The following is a 16,648-nucleotide window of genomic DNA, read 5'->3' as shown; positions in this document are numbered from 1 at the left end:
AAAAAATCGCAATACCAATGAATTACTTGACATGGGCGCTCTGGTTAAGTCCGATAGGATCAAGTGCAAGGCGCCGCAACGAGACTGCCAATATCCTCGGAGGAACAATGGATATGGCAGCCATCACGGCAAAACCATTGTACTGATATAAACGCATTGCTCGGGGAGGAATTTAATGCGCGGACTCTCAATCTCATTTGCGGCCACGGCTGCCATCACCCTGCTTTCAACCGGCGCTTACGCGGCTGGTTATCCGGAACGCAATATCACGATGGTTGTACCGTTCTCGGCTGGCGGACCAACTGATACGGTGACACGTCTTGTCGCGGAAACCATGTCCAAGGACCTTGGCCAGCAGATCATCGTTGAAAATGTCGGCGGTGCCGGTGGCACGCTTGGTGCATCGCAGGTGGCCAAGGCGGATGCCGATGGCTACACGCTGCTGTTGCACCACATCGGCATGGCAACCAGCGCAACACTCTATCGCAAACTGCCCTACGACACCCTCAATGCGTTTGAATATGTCGGGCTTGTTACGGATGTTCCGATGACGGTTGTCGCCAAGAAGGATTTTGAGGCAAAGGATCTCAAAGGTCTGGTTGATTACGTGAAAGCCAATGCGGACAAGGTAAGCCTTGCCAATGCCGGTATCGGCGCAGCATCGCATCTCTGCGGCATGCTGTTCATGAGCGAAATCAAGACACCGCTTGTAACGGTTCCCTATAAGGGCACAGGACCAGCCATGACCGACCTTCTGGGCGGACAGGTCGATCTGATGTGCGATCAGACGACGAACACGACAAAGCAGATCAAGGGCGGCACCATCAAAGCCTATGCCGTGACATCGGCCAAGCGCCTTGCCGCTCTACCAGATGTTCCAACCGTAGCCGAGGCAGGTCTGCCCGGTCTTGAAGTCGGTATCTGGCATGGCATTTACGCGCCGAAGGGCACACCGAAAGATGTCACGGAGAAGCTGTCGGCATCGCTTCAAAAGGCTCTGAAGGACCCGAACATTATCGCCCGCTTTGCCGAGCTTGGTACTGTGCCCGTCAGCGATGCGGAAGCAACACCTGCCGGTCTCAAGAGCAAGCTAGAAAGCGAAGTCACACGCTGGAAGCCTGTGATCGAAGCAGCCGGACAGTACGCCGATTGAATAAGCGGCCTTGCCGTTTTTTACCAAAACATCTCCCCTTAAACCGGGGGAGATGAACTGGGGTATCGGTCACAAAAAGCCAAAAAGGCACTGTGGGGGTTCTATGAAATCGTTGAGTTTCAGTTCACGCGATCTGATTTGCGGGCTTCTGTTCATTGCAGCGGGCCTTGTTTTTGCCATTCAGGCTTACGGCCTCGAACTCGGCACGGCGTTCCGCATGGGTCCGGGTTATTTTCCGCTCGTCCTTGCCTGTATTTTGATCGTGCTGGGTGTCATCATTATCATTCAGGGAACACAGCTCGAACATGAGCCGATGGGCCCAATCGCCTGGCGCGGTATTCTTTTCATTCTGCCTGCACCGGTTATTTTTGGTTTGACGGTACGTGGGCTCGGCTTTGTGCCCGCGTTGTTCATAACCGGCCTTTGGGCCGCTTTTGCCAGCGTCAAAATGAAACCGGGTCTGGCACTCGTTCTGGTAGGTGGCCTGACGCTGTTTTCCGTGATCGTTTTCAGCTACGCGCTCGGACTGCCCTTCAGGCGGTTCGGGCCATGGCTCGGACTGTGAGGAGCTGAACATGGATCTTTTGAACAATCTCGTCCTCGGTTTCGTGACCGCCGCCTCGCCGTGGAACCTGTTCTTCTGCTTTATCGGCGTCATCCTTGGCACACTGATCGGCGTGCTGCCCGGTATCGGCGCAACGGCTACAATCGCGATGCTGTTGCCGATCACCTTTCAGCTTGAGCCGGTTTCGTCGCTGATCATGCTCGCTGGCATCTATTACGGCGCGCAATATGGCGGATCGACCACCGCGATCCTCATCAATATGCCGGGGGAGTCTTCTTCCGCTGTCACCGCTATCGACGGCTATCAGATGGCGCGAAAAGGCCGGGCCGGTGCGGCTCTCGCCATTGCGGCCATTGGCTCCTTCTTTGCCGGAACGGTCTCGACCTTTCTCGTTGCGGTCTTTGCGCCGCCACTGACCATTATTGCCCTGAAGTTTGGATCAGCCGAATATTTTTCACTGATGATCGTCGGCCTTGTCTCCTCCATCGCCCTCGCCCATGGCTCCGTGGTCAAGGCGCTCGGGATGGTGGTTCTTGGCCTGTTGCTGGGGCTCGTCGGCACCGATATCTATACGGGAACGCCACGTTTCAATCTCGGCATTCTTGAACTGTCCGATGGGCTCAACTTTGTCGCCGTTGCCGTTGGTGTATTCGGCATTGCTGAAATCCTGCGCAATCTCGAAAACGAGCATGACCGCGAGGTTATGATCAAAAAAGTCACCAATCTCTGGCCAACGCGGCAAGACTGGAAGGAAATGACAGCGCCAATCCTGCGCGGTACGGCCATAGGCTCAGCGCTTGGCATCCTGCCCGGCGGCGGCGCGATCCTCGCTTCCTTCGCCTCCTATACGGTGGAAAAGCGCATGTCGAAAACCCCGGAGGAATTCGGCAAGGGCGCCATTGCAGGCGTTGCCGGTCCGGAATCCGCCAACAATGCCGGTGCACAGACATCATTTATCCCGATGCTGACGCTTGGCATCCCCGCCAACCCTGTCATGGCACTGATGATCGGTGCAATGATCATTCAGGGCATTGTCCCCGGCCCCAATGTGGCAATAGAGCAGCCTGCCCTGTTCTGGGGCATCATCGCTTCCATGTGGATTGGCAATCTGATGCTCATCCTGCTCAATCTGCCACTAATCGGCCTATGGGTGAAGCTGCTGACAATCCCCTATTACATGTTATTCCCTGCGATCATCGCCTTCTGTGCGATTGGCGTTTACAGCGTCAACTCAAACGTGTTCGACCTCTTTGCCGTCGCCTTCTTTGGCCTGATTGGCTATGTTCTCGCCAAGCTGCGCTGTGAACCGGCACCTTTGCTGCTTGGCTTTGTGCTCGGGCCACTTCTGGAAGAGCATCTGCGCCGGGCCATGATCATGTCACGCGGCGATCCATCGACTTTCGTCACCCGTCCAATCAGCCTGTCGCTATTGCTGCTTGCAGCCGCAGTGCTGGTGGTTGTGCTGCTTCCGAGCATTCGCAAGAAACGCGACGAGGTGTTTGTCGAGGAAGTATGAGAGCATTGTTGCGGCGCCTTAGCGCGCCGGAACAATCACGTAGCTCACAATTTTGGTCTGATCAGGATAATATTTATAGCTCAGCGTCACCTGTTTGACCTCAGTGGGCGGGTTGGTGACGCCAGCGCTTTGCATGAGCCCCTGCACCACCGGGTTCATGCCTTCGCCAAACCAGACAAACAGCGCCGGAAACTGGATACGCGCCGCAGCATTGGGCATTTCCCAATGCACGGGACTGACAGTTCCATCAAACAGGCGCAAATTGCCCGGTAATTGCGGTCCATCCGAAACAACGGTGAGGTAATTTCCGTCGGCGCGCGTTGCAGCGAAGAGTTTTGCATAGTCCAATTGCCCGATGGAAGGCACGCCGCCATCACGCGCGTGGAGGATGTTAAAGGCCAGAACCGGAATAACAGCCAGACCACAGAGCGCGCCGACGATCGCGAAGCGTTTGAGCGGCAGGTCCGACGCAATATAGCGCCCAAGCAAAAGCGCCAGATAAAGCGGCGACAGGAACAGCACCGGCTGCAGCCAGCGGTCCTTGACCTCGGCGGCACCGCTGATCAGAACACCAATGAAAACACAGACCAGCGCAAACATGATGATACGGCCGACAAAGGTTTCACCGTCGGTCCAGCCCGCCTTCGGCGTGACCTGTTGCGCGCGGCTGCGCCACCAGGCAACCGCAAAAAACACCAGAGCAACACCGGAAAAGAGAATACCGTTGAGGAAGAGTTTCCACTCACCATGCAGGCGGCTGATCAAAAACTGGCTTTGGTTGAACTCGAATTTGCGTGTTCGCGCCAGCAGACTATCCATATGGGACAACGCCCAAAGTCCTGTCGGCGTTATGGCCCCTAAAAAGACCACGAGGGTCAGGATGGACTTGGGGGACAGAAGAACAGCGCGGTAGGCAGGAACRGAAAATCCGGCCAGAATCAGGCCAATCAGGAAGAAGCCTGCATTGAATTTTCCAAGAATACCGGCGGCAATGCCAAGCCCCAGCAGCGCCGCGGAAAGCCACGAGCGGGATTTCATATGCCATGCGAAAGCCAGAAATGCCCATGCGCAACCAGTGGTGGCGCCGACGGAATGCGTAAGCGTCCGCTGTGATTCCCAGGCGATCTGCGGCAGCAGGAACACACCAACCATGCCAGCAGCAGCAACCACCTTTGACAGGCCAAGCAGCCTCGCACCCGCATAGACACTGACAAACAGGCTCGCCAGCATACCGAACTTCACCAGAAATACGGTGAACATGCTGATGCCCAGAACATCCCCGGCCACACTGTTGATCCAGGTATAGAGCGGCGGTTGCGATCCGCCATATCCCCATTGCAAGGCACCGACATAGGCCAGCTGCTCGGCATCATCGACACCGGCACCATTGGAAATGCTTGTCAGGAAAAATACCTGAAAGGCAAAATACAGGAGAACGAACAGAAGACCGGGATTTTCCGATGCAAATCGTTTGAGGGCGTTCATAGGCATTTGAACCGGAATAGCTGGCATTGTTTCTATCTTTGATTGCGCCGCTTCTATTCCAAGTAGCAGCGGAAATCTACCTGCACGTGCATCAACGTGTATTGCTCAGGCGTGCACTCCGCTAACCCGCTTTTGAGTGAAACCTGATCAGCCCCAAACAAGGATATTTCAAAAGGGGACAGCGGCGTCCCTTTTCAAGCCAACGCAAGTGACTAATGTCCATAACTGTAGTTGCAATGTTCAGGGAGAAAGATTGAGCATAACGTCTACGATCATTGCGGTCGAAAGCCTGTGGGTGGCGAAACGACAGAGCGCTGAGTTTAAAGTGCGCTTAATAAGCATGATTGCGGATGGCATCTGAACAGCAAATCTCACAAGAATATTCAAGCCTCACCAAAACAAGAATAATTCCTGGGGTGGGGTGAAGGGGCGGGATCGGTCAGTATCCCGCCCTTTCCTTTTGCGCTTTACTCTAAAGAACATAGCGCTGAAAATTAATCCAAGATTTCAACTAAATTTTTGAGCACATCATCCGTCTCTATAGTGCCGGTTGCTTCCGGCTTCGGAGCTTGGTCATAGAACCATGGGCGTGGGAACGTGGCCAAGCTCCGATTTCCTTCCGCACTCTCGATGCATTTGCGCCTGCTCGACCCCAGCTATGGTAAATTTCTAAACACAATCGTCAGATTGAAGAGGAAGGTTTCGACCGTCAAATATTCAAGATCACTAATGCCTTGGGCTGTTCGATAATTGGGGATCATCAATCGACCTCCTAGCAATAAAAAATAGATATGATTAACATCATTCATGACTAAACTAGATGCAGAATGTATATCATGTAAATCTATTATCAGATGCGATGCAAGAATTTGCCTTCACTGTAATGGAAGGCAAAATTTCACTAGGTTTTTTGATATTGGAAATACTTCATTAAGCCTTTTTATTGCAGCTTTTTCGGTATTTGCTGTTGCCTCTGGATCGATAATTCAAGCCGTAAACTACTTATATGCAAAATACGCATCGGTATGATGCAAATCCAGAAATGCTGTCTATTTTCATTGGTAACGATGGTCCAGGGCTTGCTGTCATTTCACCCACAGTGCTTTGTCAAGTGTGGATGGGATTACCTCTCGGTGTAGCAACCAACAACTCTCAAGAAGCAGCGAAGTCGGAAAAGTGGATGCGTTTTGTCTTCAACGTAACCGGAGGCAAATCTTTCATATTAAAGCCCGGAACCCATCAAATGCTTGAACTGAAAGGGCGCCCACGCGACGAACTAATTAGCGAAACGTTATATACACCCACAAAAGAGGGGAGTTCCTGTGCATTCTTGTATAAGCATCAAAACGGAAAAGATGCGGTTATTATAGAAGATATTCAGTACAGGCTGCCCTTCCTTGTTTGGGCTTCAAAATCATCCACCGTCGTTACCACACCAAGCCGGTGAATCCTTGCATATGCCCACAGCAGCAAGGGCTACTTAAGTGATCGTGAGCGGAACGCTCACGCAAAAAGCCGCTTTCACAGCAAACAGCCAGTTGACGGAATCGTCCGAACCGTTGAAAAGCATAAGCGCGCGGACGTGGCGAAACTGGTAGACGCAAGGGACTTAAAATCCCTCGGCCTAGGTCATGCGGGTTCGACCCCCGCCGTCCGCACCAGATACGCAAAACCCGGCAAGTGATTGCCGGGTTTTGCTTTTCTCAACCAAATAAATCAGCCATGCAGCTTGATGGTGATCTCTGCAACGCGCTTGCCCTGAAATTTTGCGCCTTCCAGTTCCTGCGCCGAAGGCTGGCGCGAACCATCGCCGTCTGCTGTCGTGGTCATCCCGTATGGTGCGCCGCCGCGTACGACATCATTGCCCATCTGCGCCTGATAGGCGTAGGAGAGCGGCACGATGATCATGCCATGATGCTGCATCTGCCACTGGGTGGAAACCAGCGCCAGTTCCTGTCCGCCATGCTGGGTGGCGGAAGACGCCATGACGGAACCGATCTTGTTGATCAATGCGCCTTTGGCCCACAGACCACCGGTCTGGTCAAAAAAGTTTTTCATCTGCGCTGACATCGAGCCGAAGCGCGAGGATACGCCGACGATAATGGCATCATAGGTTTCAAGCTCGTCCACCGTGGCAATTTCAGCCTTCTGATCGAGTTTGTAGTGATAAGATTGAGCCACTTCCAGCGGAACGAGTTCCGGAACGCGCCTGACTGTGACTTCAGCGCCGGCTTCGCGCGCGCCTTCTGCAGCGGCATAAGCCATCTGCTCCATATGTCCCCAACTCGAATAATAAAGCACCAATAGCTTGGCCATGATCGTCTCCATCGTTGAAACCGGTTCGACGGACAAATGCCGCCATGGCTTTTTAACGTAAGCATTTCGCTGTTCATTAAAACAAACATTGTCACGACAAACTGTTCACCATTTGAAATGGCTTGCGGCGGCTGTTTGTGCCCACTACGTTCGCGGCGGCGATAGGAGAATCCAGATGACGAATGATGTTGTAAGCGCTGCCATGCTCGCCATTGGCGACGAATTGCTCTCAGGTCGAACCAAGGACAAGAATATTGGCCATCTCGCCGATATTCTGACGGCAGTTGGCATTGATCTGAAAGAAGTGCGGATTGTTCCCGATGAGGAAGACCGCATCGTCGACGCGCTGAATGCGCTGCGCCCCAACTATGATTACGTCTTTACCTCAGGCGGTATCGGCCCGACCCATGATGACATCACGGCTGACGCCATCTCAAAAGCTTTTGGTGTGCCGTGCGAGCACGATGCCAAGGCCATGAAGCTGATGGGCGACGCTTATACGGCACGCGGCATGGAATTCACCGAAAGCCGCCAGCGCATGGCCCGCATGCCGCGCGGTTCTATTCATATCGACAATCCTGTCTCGACCGCTCCGGGTTTCAACATTGGCAATGTCTATGTAATGGCCGGTGTTCCCTCGATTTTTCAGGCGATGCTCGACAACGTGATTCCAACACTGAAGGTCGGCAAACAACTGCTTTCCCGCTCGGTCAATTGCCCCTTTGGCGAGGGCACGATTGCCATACCCTTGCGCGATATTCAGGCGGCTTTCCCGGAAACGATCATCGGCTCCTATCCAAAATACGAGAATAACAAATTCTCCACGGAACTCGTCATTCGGGCGCGCGATGAGGAAAAACTTGCCGCCGCAGAACAGGCCGTGAAAGCCATGGTCGAAAACCTTTCAGCAACAAAGCAAATTTGAGGAACCCGCAGCCATTTGCAAACGTTTTACTTCGCACCTGCGATAAAATCACATGCACGGGACTTGTGTTCCGGGCGTATAATGATCTGAATAGGAAGATCGACGTATCAACCGATGGAGGCCAACATGGCATTTCGCACGATCATCGCTTTTATCCGCAGCGAACGCGAGGCAGGAAGAGTTATGGGCGCGGCGAAGCTGATAGCGTCATCAAGCGAGCGAACACACATTATCGGCCTCTATACGATCCCCTCTCCCATCGTTTACGCAGATCCAACCGGTTTTGCCGATACGACACTGTTTGAGGCACATGAACAGCGCCATAAGGAAAACTCCGAGGCCATTGCAGCGCTGTTCAACAAGGAAATGGGCAAAGGCAAGATTTCCCACGAGTTTCGTATTGTCCGTTCCGAAAGCAGCAGCCCATCCGCAGGTGTGACACAGAGTGCGCTTCGCGCTGACATTATTATCGCGGGCCAACCGGACCCGGATGATCCCGATAGCGTCAATGATGTGACCGATCCGCTGGTGATGGAGAGTGGACGTCCCGTTCTGTTCGTTCCTTATAAGACGGAGCTACCGGCGAAGATCAATCGTGTCCTTGTGGCTTTCAATGGTAAACGCGAGGCATCACGCGCTGCATTCGATTCCCTGCCCTTCCTGATCAAAGCTGAACGAACAGATGTTGTCTGGATCGATCCCAAAAAGACCACCGATCCCAATATGGATATTCCGGGAACACCGCTTTCCGATGCGCTGCGCCGTCACGGTGTGAACGTCAATCCCTTCACGATTGAATCCAATGGTGAGGCGGCCGACAAGATTCTCCGCCGCAAGATTGCTGAGGATAAAGTCGATCTGGTCGTTATGGGTGCCTACAGCCAATCGCGTCTCAAGGAATGGGTTTTTGGAGGGGTGACAAGCTCTTTCATATCCGACATGCCCTGTCTGACACTGATGTCGCGCTGATCAATTCGGGCCACAGAGCCGCAAATCACACCTTTCTGTGCTTCAGGGGATAGCAGGCTGCGCAAGCGGCTTGCCATGAACAGGCTTTTCCAGCTATTGCGAAACGCATTCTCTTGCGGATTGGAGTTTCTCTATGAAACTTTGGCCTTCGCTTGTTTCGTGATTACTTGATGGAGTGCGCCATGTCTCTTCCCGATAAAGCTTTTCCGGTTTCCTGGGACCAGTTCCATCGGGATGCCCGCGCCCTCGCCTGGCGTGTTGCAGGCATGCAGCGCGAATGGCGCGCCATGGTCGCCATCACGCGTGGCGGCCTTGTTCCTGCAGCCATCATCTGCCGTGAACTGGGTATCCGCATGATCGAGACCGTTTGTATCGCCTCCTACCATGACTATGAGGAACAGGGCGAACTCAAGGTTCTCAAGGATGTTGATCCGCGCCTTCTGGAAAACGGCGGCGAAGGCATTCTTGTTATCGATGATCTGACCGATACGGGCAAGACAGCCGCCGTCGTGCGCGCCATGATGCCAAAGGCACATTTTGCCACTGTCTATGCCAAGCCAAAGGGTCGCCCGCTCATTGATACCTTCGTGACCGAAGTTTCACAGGATACGTGGATTTATTTCCCCTGGGATATGGGCCTGACCTATCAGGAACCCATTACCAAGGGTCACCGGGGCTAAAGCCAGCCGTTCTTGCGAAACCGCCAGTAAAGTATGACGCATAGCACCAGAATAAACCCCATGACTTCATAATAGCCCATGGGGTCGTCAAGTTCGGGCATGTAATGGAAGTTCATGCCATAAATGCCAGCAATAGCCGTGGGCACCGCCAATATGGCCGCCCACGATGCCAGCCGCTTGGCAATGGCGGTTTCCTGGCTCTGCCCAACCAGCAGACTTGCTTCGAAAGCAAAGGCGAGCACTTCACGCAAGCCATCGATCTTTTCCTGAACCGTGCGTACATGATCGGTGACGTCGCGGAAAAGCGGCTGCATTCCGGTCTGGATTTGCGGCAGATCGGTGTTACTGAGGCGCCCGCACACATCCACCAGCGGTCCGATGGCATTGCGCAACCGCAGAAGATCGCGGCGCAGCATATAAAGCCGCTCGATATCGGCATTGGTCATCGGCTTGGTAAGAACCCTGTCCTCGATCGATTCCACCTCGTCGTGAATGGCTTCCAGCACCGGCATATAATTATCAACGATGAAATCAAGAATGGCATAGAGAATAAAGTCTTCACCCTTTGACAGCGCATAGGGCGAAGTCTCCCAGTGTTTGCGCACCGCCGTATAGGAGGTTGAAGCACCATGGCGGACACTGACAATATAACCTTTGCCGAGAAAGACGTGAGTTTCGCCGAATGCCACCCGGCCCTCAATCAGCTGGGCTGTCCGGGCCACAACAAAGATCGCATCGCCATATTGCTCCAGTTTTGGACGTTGATGCGCGTGTTCTGCATCCTCGATGGCAAGACTGTGCAGGTTGAACTGTTTCTGGACCCTGTGCAGGAGTTCACCATCAGGCTCCAGAAGCCCGATCCAGACGACGTGCCCCTCCTTGCGTGCCCAATCCCCAGCATCATCGATTGCGATATCGGCAATCCGCTGACCATTGGCATAGACGCACGAGGCGACAACGCTTGCGCCTTCATCATGAAGCTTGGCAGCATCAGAAAACGACGAAGCCCCATCATCCTCAGCAGTCCGTGAAAATACCATTGCACCTCCCCAGCATGTCGTTGGGAGACAGATTACGCCCACTGGCCGTCCCTTGCCAATCTTATCCTTTGGCCCGGCGAGTTCCCCGCTCTTTCGTGCCCTTTTCAACACTGGCCATTCGCTGTGATTTTTTTGCACTGCTGTTCAAAAAATCGACACAAGTCGCATATAAGCTAGGAACAGTACTCATTGAGTGATTGCTGTTTCGAAGAATCGGTTCACAATCACTGAAACAAAACGCAAAATATGGACGGAGCATTGAACTTTAATTACGCCAACGAGATTGTGATGGAAAAACGGATTGAAATGCCCGACGGCAGAATCCGCCAGGTCGCTGCGCTCGTTTACCGGGTCAAAAAACACCAGACAGAGATTCTTCTCATCACCAGTCGTGGCACTGGACGATGGGTGCTGCCTAAGGGTTGGCCGCAGGTTGGCAAAACCTTTGCTCATTCCGCACGTACCGAAGCTTATGAAGAAGCCGGTGCGCGCGGTGACATTGCGCCCTTCTCCATTGGCGCCTACCGCTACGAAAAACACGATATGTCCGAGGGCGAGTGCGGCGACTTTATCGTCGATGTTTTCCCCATGCATTATTCCCACCAGGAGAAGAACTGGCCGGAACGCGGCGAACGCCGCCTCGAATGGGTAAGTGTTGAAGAATGTGTCAGCCGGGTTGAAGAACCGGAACTAAAGACCCTTATTGCGAGTTTTGATCCGGCGCTCATCACCCAGCGCTGATTTATTCAGGACACGCGATATGCTCCGCTTCGGTCTTTCATTCGTTCTCATCACGATGATCTCCAGCCCTGTACTGGCCCTCGACAACGCCAAGCTGGAGAAAACTGAAAAATCCTGCATTGAAGAATCGGCATCTTCATCCCCGGAAGAGCGAATCAGCAACTGTACGAACTGGGTCGACAACGCACCGGATCATCTGCACGCCAAGGCCTATTATGACAGAGGCAATGCCTATCTGGATGCCCAGAAACTCGATCTGGCCGTTGCCGATTATTCCCAAGCCATCAGCCTGAAGCCAGACTTCAAGGACGCCTATTACAGCCGCGGCTATGCCAGACATGATCTGGGTGACTATGACCATGCTATTGAGGACTATGATGCGGCGCTCAAGCTGGTGCCTGATGATGTCGACAGCCTGTATGGCAAAGCCTATGCCTATCAAAAGAAAGGCGATCTTGATGCGGCGATTGCCGGTTACACGGCAGTCATTCGACTGAAGCCGGATTACCCGACTGCTTATTACAACAGAGCTATCGCCTATAACGCCAAGGGCGATACGGAAAATGCAACGCGCGATGCGCTTGAATATGAGCGCCAGAAGGCCAAGAACCCACAATAGGTAGTGCGGGCGCTTTTTTTAATCAGCTTTTGTCCATCCTCAGTCGGCTTTGAAAAAACAGCGAAAGTTCTCCCCGTTATCCACATATGTGACACACAAGATGTTGCGGTCACAATTATGTAAAAAACTAATTCTTGACGATGACCCCCGAGTCACTTTTTATAGGACAGTCGTTGCGTTTGTGGCGTGACCGGGGAGTAATGTGACCGGTCTTTTTCCCAGTTTATGCAGTGTTTTTCGCAGCTTGCGTCCTATGGCGCATGCCAATGATGACCTGTGTTTGCAATATGGGAAATATCATCGTGCACAGGGAAATATTTGTTGGGTAAATGGTATTTTAACACTATATTTAGTGTTTACAGATACTCTTAACACCAGATAATGTGACACTCTCAATTGGGGCGAGTCACAAAACAGGCGTCAAATAATGGGCCGCCGGGCCTGAAACGGAAGCGGGAAACCGCTACGATGACGGGCCACGGCGACAGAACCGGATTCAGCAGCTGAATCCGGATGGAGCGGGATTGTGTTTCTGGTGCGCTGAACTCTTCACATAGCGCCTGATGAACACTATATATAGAGACAAGGACGAAACAGATGCGGATCGAACGGCGTTTTACCAAAGAGAATCAATCAGCCTATGCGGAGATCGATTTCCGCGTAGCGACGAGCGAGATCAAAAATCCTGACGGCTCTGTTGTATTCCGTCTGGAGAACATTGATGTGCCGGCCCAGTTCAGTCAGGTCGCCGCCGATATTCTTGCGCAGAAATATTTCCGTAAGGCGGGCGTACCGGCCAAGCTGAAGAAGGTTGAGGAAAACTCCATCCCTTCATGGCTGTGGCGTTCGGTTGCCGATGAGGAAGCTTTGGCAGCGCTGCCAGTTGACGAGCGTTATGGCTCGGAAATGGATGCGCGCCAAGTTTTTGATCGTCTTGCCGGTACCTGGACCTATTGGGGCTGGAAGGGCAAATATTTCGATTCGGAAAAAGACGCCCTCGCCTTCCGCGATGAGCTTGCCTATATGCTCGCCACCCAGCGCGTTGCGCCCAATTCGCCGCAATGGTTCAACACCGGCCTGCATTGGGCTTACGGTATCGATGGTCCCGGTCAGGGCCACTACTATGTTGACCCTGATACCGGCAAGCTGACGAAATCCAAGTCATCCTACGAACATCCTCAGCCGCACGCCTGCTTCATCCAGTCCGTCGCTGACGATCTGGTCAATGAAGGTGGCATCATGGACCTTTGGGTGCGTGAAGCCCGTCTGTTCAAATACGGCTCCGGCACTGGCTCCAACTTCTCGTTCCTGCGCGGCGAAGGCGAAAAGCTTTCCGGCGGCGGACGCTCCTCCGGTCTGATGTCCTTCCTGAAAATCGGTGATCGCGCCGCAGGTGCCATCAAGTCAGGCGGCACGACCCGCCGCGCCGCCAAGATGGTGGTTGTTGATGTCGACCATCCGGATATCGAAGAATATATCGACTGGAAGGTGAAGGAAGAGCAGAAGGTTGCCGCTCTCGTTACCGGTTCCAAGATCGTCAAGCAGCATCTGGCTGCCATAATGAAGGCTTGCGTCAACTGCGAAGCCGATAATGGCGATTGCTATGAGCCCGCCAGGAACCCGGCGCTGAAGCGCGAGATCAAGGCTGCCAAGAAGAATCAGGTTCCGGAAAACTACATTTACCGGGTTATCCAGTTCGCCAAGCAGGGCTACACGGATATCGATTTCAAGACCTACGACACGGACTGGGATTCAGAAGCCTATCTCACAGTAGCCGGTCAGAACTCCAACAACTCAGTCTCGCTTAAGGATGAATTCCTGCGCGCTGTGGAAAATGATGGCGACTGGAGCCTGACCGCCCGCAAGGACGGCAAGGTCATGAAGACTCTGAAAGCCCGCGACCTCTGGGAAAAGATCGGCTATGCCGCATGGGCGTCGGCTGATCCGGGCCTGCACTTCAACACCACGATGAACGACTGGCACACCTGCCCTGCCGCTGGCCCGATCCGCGCGTCCAATCCGTGCTCGGAATATATGTTCCTCGATGACACGGCCTGTAACCTCGCATCGATTAACCTTCTCACCTACCGTGGTAAGGACGGCAAGTTCGACATCACCGGTTATGAGCACACGGCCCGCCTGTGGACCATTGTTCTCGAAATCTCCGTGATGATGGCGCAGTTCCCCTCCAAGGAAATTGCCAAGCTTTCCTACGAATACCGCACGCTCGGTCTCGGCTATGCCAATATTGGCGGTTTGCTGATGACATCAGGCATTCCCTATGACAGTGCTGAAGGCCGCGCCATTGGCGGTGCCCTCACCGCCGTTATGACCGGCATCTCCTATGCAACCTCAGCTGAAATGGCCAAGGAGCTGGGTGCTTTCTCCGGTTATGCCCCGAATGCTGCCAATATGCTGCGTGTCATTCGCAACCATCGCCGTGCTGCCCATGGCGAAACACAGGGTTATGAAGGCCTCGCCGTTAACCCGGTTGCACTGATTGCTTCCGATTGCCCGGATCAGGATCTGATCACTCATGCCCGTTCCGCCTGGGACAAGGCTCTTGAGCTTGGCGAAAAGCACGGCTACCGCAATGCACAGGCCACCGTTATCGCGCCAACGGGCACGATCGGCCTTGTCATGGATTGCGATACCACGGGCATCGAGCCTGATTTTGCGCTGGTCAAGTTCAAGAAGCTTGCCGGTGGCGGTTACTTCAAGATCATCAACCGTGCTGTGCCGGAAGCTCTGCGCACACTCGGCTATTCGGAAAGCCAGATCGCCGAAATCGAGGCTTATGCCGTCGGTCACGGCAATCTCAATCAGGCTCCCGCAATCAACCCCGGCTCGTTGAAAGCCAAGGGCTTTACCGATGAGATTATCGCAACGCTCAACACGGCGCTGAAGTCGGCCTTCGACATCAAGTTTGCGGTTAACAAGTGGACCGTTGGCGAAGACTTCGCCAAGAACGTCCTTGGCTTCACCAATGAACAGCTCAATGATTTCTCCTTCGAAATGCTGCCGGCTCTCGGCTTCTCCAAGAAGGAAATCGAAGCTGCCAACATCCACATTTGCGGTGCGATGACGCTGGAAGGCGCGCCTTTCCTGAAAGAAGAGCATTATCCGGTGTTCGATTGCGCCAATCCTTGTGGCAAGATCGGCAAGCGTTATCTCTCGGTTGACAGCCACATCCGCATGATGGCCGCTGCGCAGCCCTTCATTTCAGGCGCGATCTCCAAGACCATCAACATGGCCAATGAAGCAACGGTTGATGACTGCAAGTCGGCCTACATGCTGTCATGGAAGCTGGCACTGAAGGCCAACGCACTTTACCGCGATGGTTCAAAACTGTCGCAGCCGCTGAACTCCTCGCTGCTATCAGATGCGGACGATGATGAGGATGATGCAATCGAGGCGCTGATCGAAGCCCCGGCTGCCGCCCGTGCCGTTCAGGTCACTGAAAAGATCGTCGAGCGCATCGTGGAAAAATACATTCACGACCGCGAGAAATTGCCGAACCGCCGCAAGGGTTACACCCAGAAGGCAGTTGTCGGTGGCCACAAGGTCTATCTGCGCACCGGTGAATTCGATGATGGTCGTCTCGGCGAAATCTTCATTGATATGCACAAGGAAGGCGCTGCTTTCCGTGCAATGATGAACAACTTTGCCATCGCCATCTCGCTTGGCCTGCAATATGGCGTGCCGCTGGAAGAATATGTGGAGGCGTTCACCTTCACCAAGTTCGAACCGGCAGGCATGGTTCAGGGCAATGACGCGATCAAGAACGCCACGTCAATCCTCGACTACGTATTCCGGGAACTGGCTGTCTCCTATCTCGACCGCCACGACCTTGCCCATGTCGACCAGTCCGACTTCTCCAATACCTCGCTAGGCCGTGGTATTTCCGAGGGAAAAACTGAACCGGTTTCCAAGGGCCTGACTCGCGGCGCCATCCTGAAAATGGTCAGCCCCGGTGCACCGGATCCCAAGGGATTTGGAGCATCAGCCGCCCCTAAAGCCATGGCTTCCAATGTAACCGCTCTTGCAACCCGCTCTTCCGTGGCAGTTGCAACCAAGCCTGTTATTGCCCAGGCACAGGAAGAAGCTTCAGGCTTCAAGCGCGAATATGAGGAACGCGCCAAGGATCATGCCGAGGAAGACGCCCACGCGGCCTCTGCCCTCTTCGATGATCTGAACGCGGAATCCGCTGCGGAAGAAGCCAAAGCTGAAGCCAAGAAGGTCATGTCCGACCGCCGCATCAAATCAATGATGCAGGGCTACACCGGCGACAGCTGCTCCGAATGCTCAAACTTCACCATGGTGCGCAACGGCACCTGCCTGAAGTGCGACACATGCGGAAGCACGAGCGGTTGCAGTTAAGACGGTCTCCCTTGTTGGTGCGGACAAACGCATAAGTTTGGCCACATATAGCCAAAGATTGCCTCATAAACTGGGTCTCCCCACTTCGGGGAGACCCAAGATCAACAAAGAACTTTGCATTTTGGTCCGACGTGGCATGCAGAGAATGCGAAAATCGCCTGATGCTTCAGCCAGTCCCCGATATGATCTGTCGGGACATTAACGCAAAAGTGCTATCCAACTGAAAAAGCTATTGGAAGCCATCGCCGGAGGCAACAGC

General features: G+C 53.7%; 13 protein-coding genes and 1 tRNA gene. 11 read left to right on the top strand and 3 right to left on the bottom strand.

Annotation, left to right across the window (positions count from 1 at the left end; translation table 11 throughout):
- Positions 1-175 precede the first annotated feature (175 nt).
- The 3 genes from AB4Y96_RS18420 to AB4Y96_RS18410 all read left to right on the top strand — a co-directional run bounded on the left by AB4Y96_RS18420 (position 176) and on the right by AB4Y96_RS18410 (position 3,234).
- Positions 176-1,153, top strand: a complete 978-nt coding sequence (locus AB4Y96_RS18420; protein ID WP_441918976.1) for a tripartite tricarboxylate transporter substrate binding protein BugD — start codon at positions 176-178, stop codon at positions 1,151-1,153.
- 103 nt (positions 1,154-1,256) lie between these two features.
- The gene (locus AB4Y96_RS18415) at positions 1,257-1,718 is read left to right on the top strand and encodes a tripartite tricarboxylate transporter TctB family protein (RefSeq protein ID WP_441918975.1); all 462 of its coding nucleotides are present in this window, start codon (positions 1,257-1,259) and stop codon (positions 1,716-1,718) included.
- Between the two features lie 10 nt (positions 1,719-1,728).
- Positions 1,729-3,234, top strand: a complete 1,506-nt coding sequence (locus tag AB4Y96_RS18410) for a tripartite tricarboxylate transporter permease (RefSeq protein ID WP_091877340.1) — start codon at positions 1,729-1,731, stop codon at positions 3,232-3,234.
- A gap of 18 nt (positions 3,235-3,252) precedes the next feature.
- Here the strand turns inward: AB4Y96_RS18410 and AB4Y96_RS18405 are convergent, their stop codons facing one another.
- Entirely contained in the window at positions 3,253-4,719 is a 1,467-nt protein-coding gene (locus AB4Y96_RS18405) for an ArnT family glycosyltransferase (RefSeq protein WP_441918973.1), read from the bottom strand.
- A gap of 1,042 nt (positions 4,720-5,761) precedes the next feature.
- On the opposite strand from AB4Y96_RS18405, the gene AB4Y96_RS18400 reads away from it, so the two are divergent.
- Positions 5,762-6,166, top strand: coding sequence for a hypothetical protein (locus AB4Y96_RS18400; protein ID WP_441918971.1), 405 nt, complete (start codon positions 5,762-5,764; stop codon positions 6,164-6,166).
- A gap of 129 nt (positions 6,167-6,295) precedes the next feature.
- Positions 6,296-6,380: transfer RNA gene (locus tag AB4Y96_RS18395), tRNA-Leu, on the top strand.
- Between the two features lie 55 nt (positions 6,381-6,435).
- On the opposite strand, the gene wrbA is transcribed toward AB4Y96_RS18395, so the two are convergent.
- On the bottom strand, positions 6,436-7,035 hold the full coding sequence (wrbA, locus tag AB4Y96_RS18390; RefSeq protein WP_441918970.1) for an NAD(P)H:quinone oxidoreductase type IV: 600 nt from the start codon (positions 7,033-7,035) through the stop codon (positions 6,436-6,438).
- Positions 7,036-7,210: 175 nt separating this feature from the next.
- Here wrbA and AB4Y96_RS18385 point away from each other — a divergent pair, with 175 nt between their 5' ends.
- The 3 genes from AB4Y96_RS18385 to gpt all read left to right on the top strand — a co-directional run bounded on the left by AB4Y96_RS18385 (position 7,211) and on the right by gpt (position 9,609).
- Entirely contained in the window at positions 7,211-7,960 is a 750-nt protein-coding gene (locus AB4Y96_RS18385; protein ID WP_091877348.1) for a competence/damage-inducible protein A, read from the top strand.
- 126 nt (positions 7,961-8,086) lie between these two features.
- On the top strand, positions 8,087-8,929 hold the full coding sequence (locus AB4Y96_RS18380; protein WP_441918968.1) for a universal stress protein: 843 nt from the start codon (positions 8,087-8,089) through the stop codon (positions 8,927-8,929).
- Between the two features lie 182 nt (positions 8,930-9,111).
- Entirely contained in the window at positions 9,112-9,609 is a 498-nt protein-coding gene (gene gpt, locus AB4Y96_RS18375) for a xanthine phosphoribosyltransferase (protein ID WP_091877352.1), read from the top strand.
- Here the strand turns inward: gpt and AB4Y96_RS18370 are convergent.
- Positions 9,606-10,649 (bottom strand): magnesium and cobalt transport protein CorA, encoded by a 1,044-nt coding sequence (locus AB4Y96_RS18370; RefSeq protein WP_091877354.1) that lies wholly within the window; start codon positions 10,647-10,649, stop codon positions 9,606-9,608. The two genes, gpt and AB4Y96_RS18370, sit on opposite strands and share 4 nt — an antisense overlap.
- A gap of 288 nt (positions 10,650-10,937) precedes the next feature.
- Here AB4Y96_RS18370 and AB4Y96_RS18365 point away from each other — a divergent pair, with 288 nt between their 5' ends.
- The 3 genes from AB4Y96_RS18365 (at position 10,938) to AB4Y96_RS18355 (ending at position 16,389) form a co-directional block, all read left to right on the top strand.
- Entirely contained in the window at positions 10,938-11,390 is a 453-nt protein-coding gene (locus AB4Y96_RS18365; RefSeq protein ID WP_175540501.1) for an NUDIX hydrolase, read from the top strand.
- Positions 11,391-11,409: 19 nt separating this feature from the next.
- Positions 11,410-12,009 carry a tetratricopeptide repeat protein gene (locus tag AB4Y96_RS18360; protein ID WP_441918965.1) on the top strand — a complete coding sequence of 200 codons (600 nt, stop codon included), beginning with the start codon at positions 11,410-11,412 and terminating at the stop codon, positions 12,007-12,009.
- 597 nt (positions 12,010-12,606) lie between these two features.
- Complete coding sequence (locus tag AB4Y96_RS18355; RefSeq protein WP_441918963.1) at positions 12,607-16,389, top strand: vitamin B12-dependent ribonucleotide reductase; 3,783 nt, start codon at positions 12,607-12,609, stop codon at positions 16,387-16,389.
- Positions 16,390-16,648: the final 259 nt, after the last annotated feature.

The organism is Phyllobacterium sp. TAF24, from assembly GCF_052113785.1.
GTDB lineage: Bacteria > Pseudomonadota > Alphaproteobacteria > Rhizobiales > Rhizobiaceae > Phyllobacterium.
This window is presented reverse-complemented; position numbering and strand designations above follow the sequence as displayed.

Bases quoted from the DNA above. Each gene is read 5' to 3' on its own strand.
- AB4Y96_RS18420 (WP_441918976.1), top strand. From the start codon at position 176: ATGCGCGGACTCTCAATCTCATTTGCGGCCACGGCTGCCATCACCCTG.
- AB4Y96_RS18415 (WP_441918975.1), top strand. From the start codon at position 1,257: ATGAAATCGTTGAGTTTCAGTTCACGCGATCTGATTTGCGGGCTTCTG.
- AB4Y96_RS18410 (WP_091877340.1), top strand. From the start codon at position 1,729: ATGGATCTTTTGAACAATCTCGTCCTCGGTTTCGTGACCGCCGCCTCG.
- AB4Y96_RS18400 (WP_441918971.1), top strand. From the start codon at position 5,762: ATGCTGTCTATTTTCATTGGTAACGATGGTCCAGGGCTTGCTGTCATT.
- wrbA (WP_441918970.1), bottom strand. From the start codon at position 7,035: ATGGCCAAGCTATTGGTGCTTTATTATTCGAGTTGGGGACATATGGAG.
- AB4Y96_RS18385 (WP_091877348.1), top strand. From the start codon at position 7,211: ATGACGAATGATGTTGTAAGCGCTGCCATGCTCGCCATTGGCGACGAA.
- AB4Y96_RS18380 (WP_441918968.1), top strand. From the start codon at position 8,087: ATGGCATTTCGCACGATCATCGCTTTTATCCGCAGCGAACGCGAGGCA.
- gpt (WP_091877352.1), top strand. From the start codon at position 9,112: ATGTCTCTTCCCGATAAAGCTTTTCCGGTTTCCTGGGACCAGTTCCAT.
- AB4Y96_RS18370 (WP_091877354.1), bottom strand. From the start codon at position 10,649: ATGGTATTTTCACGGACTGCTGAGGATGATGGGGCTTCGTCGTTTTCT.
- AB4Y96_RS18365 (WP_175540501.1), top strand. From the start codon at position 10,938: ATGGAAAAACGGATTGAAATGCCCGACGGCAGAATCCGCCAGGTCGCT.
- AB4Y96_RS18360 (WP_441918965.1), top strand. From the start codon at position 11,410: ATGCTCCGCTTCGGTCTTTCATTCGTTCTCATCACGATGATCTCCAGC.
- AB4Y96_RS18355 (WP_441918963.1), top strand. From the start codon at position 12,607: ATGCGGATCGAACGGCGTTTTACCAAAGAGAATCAATCAGCCTATGCG.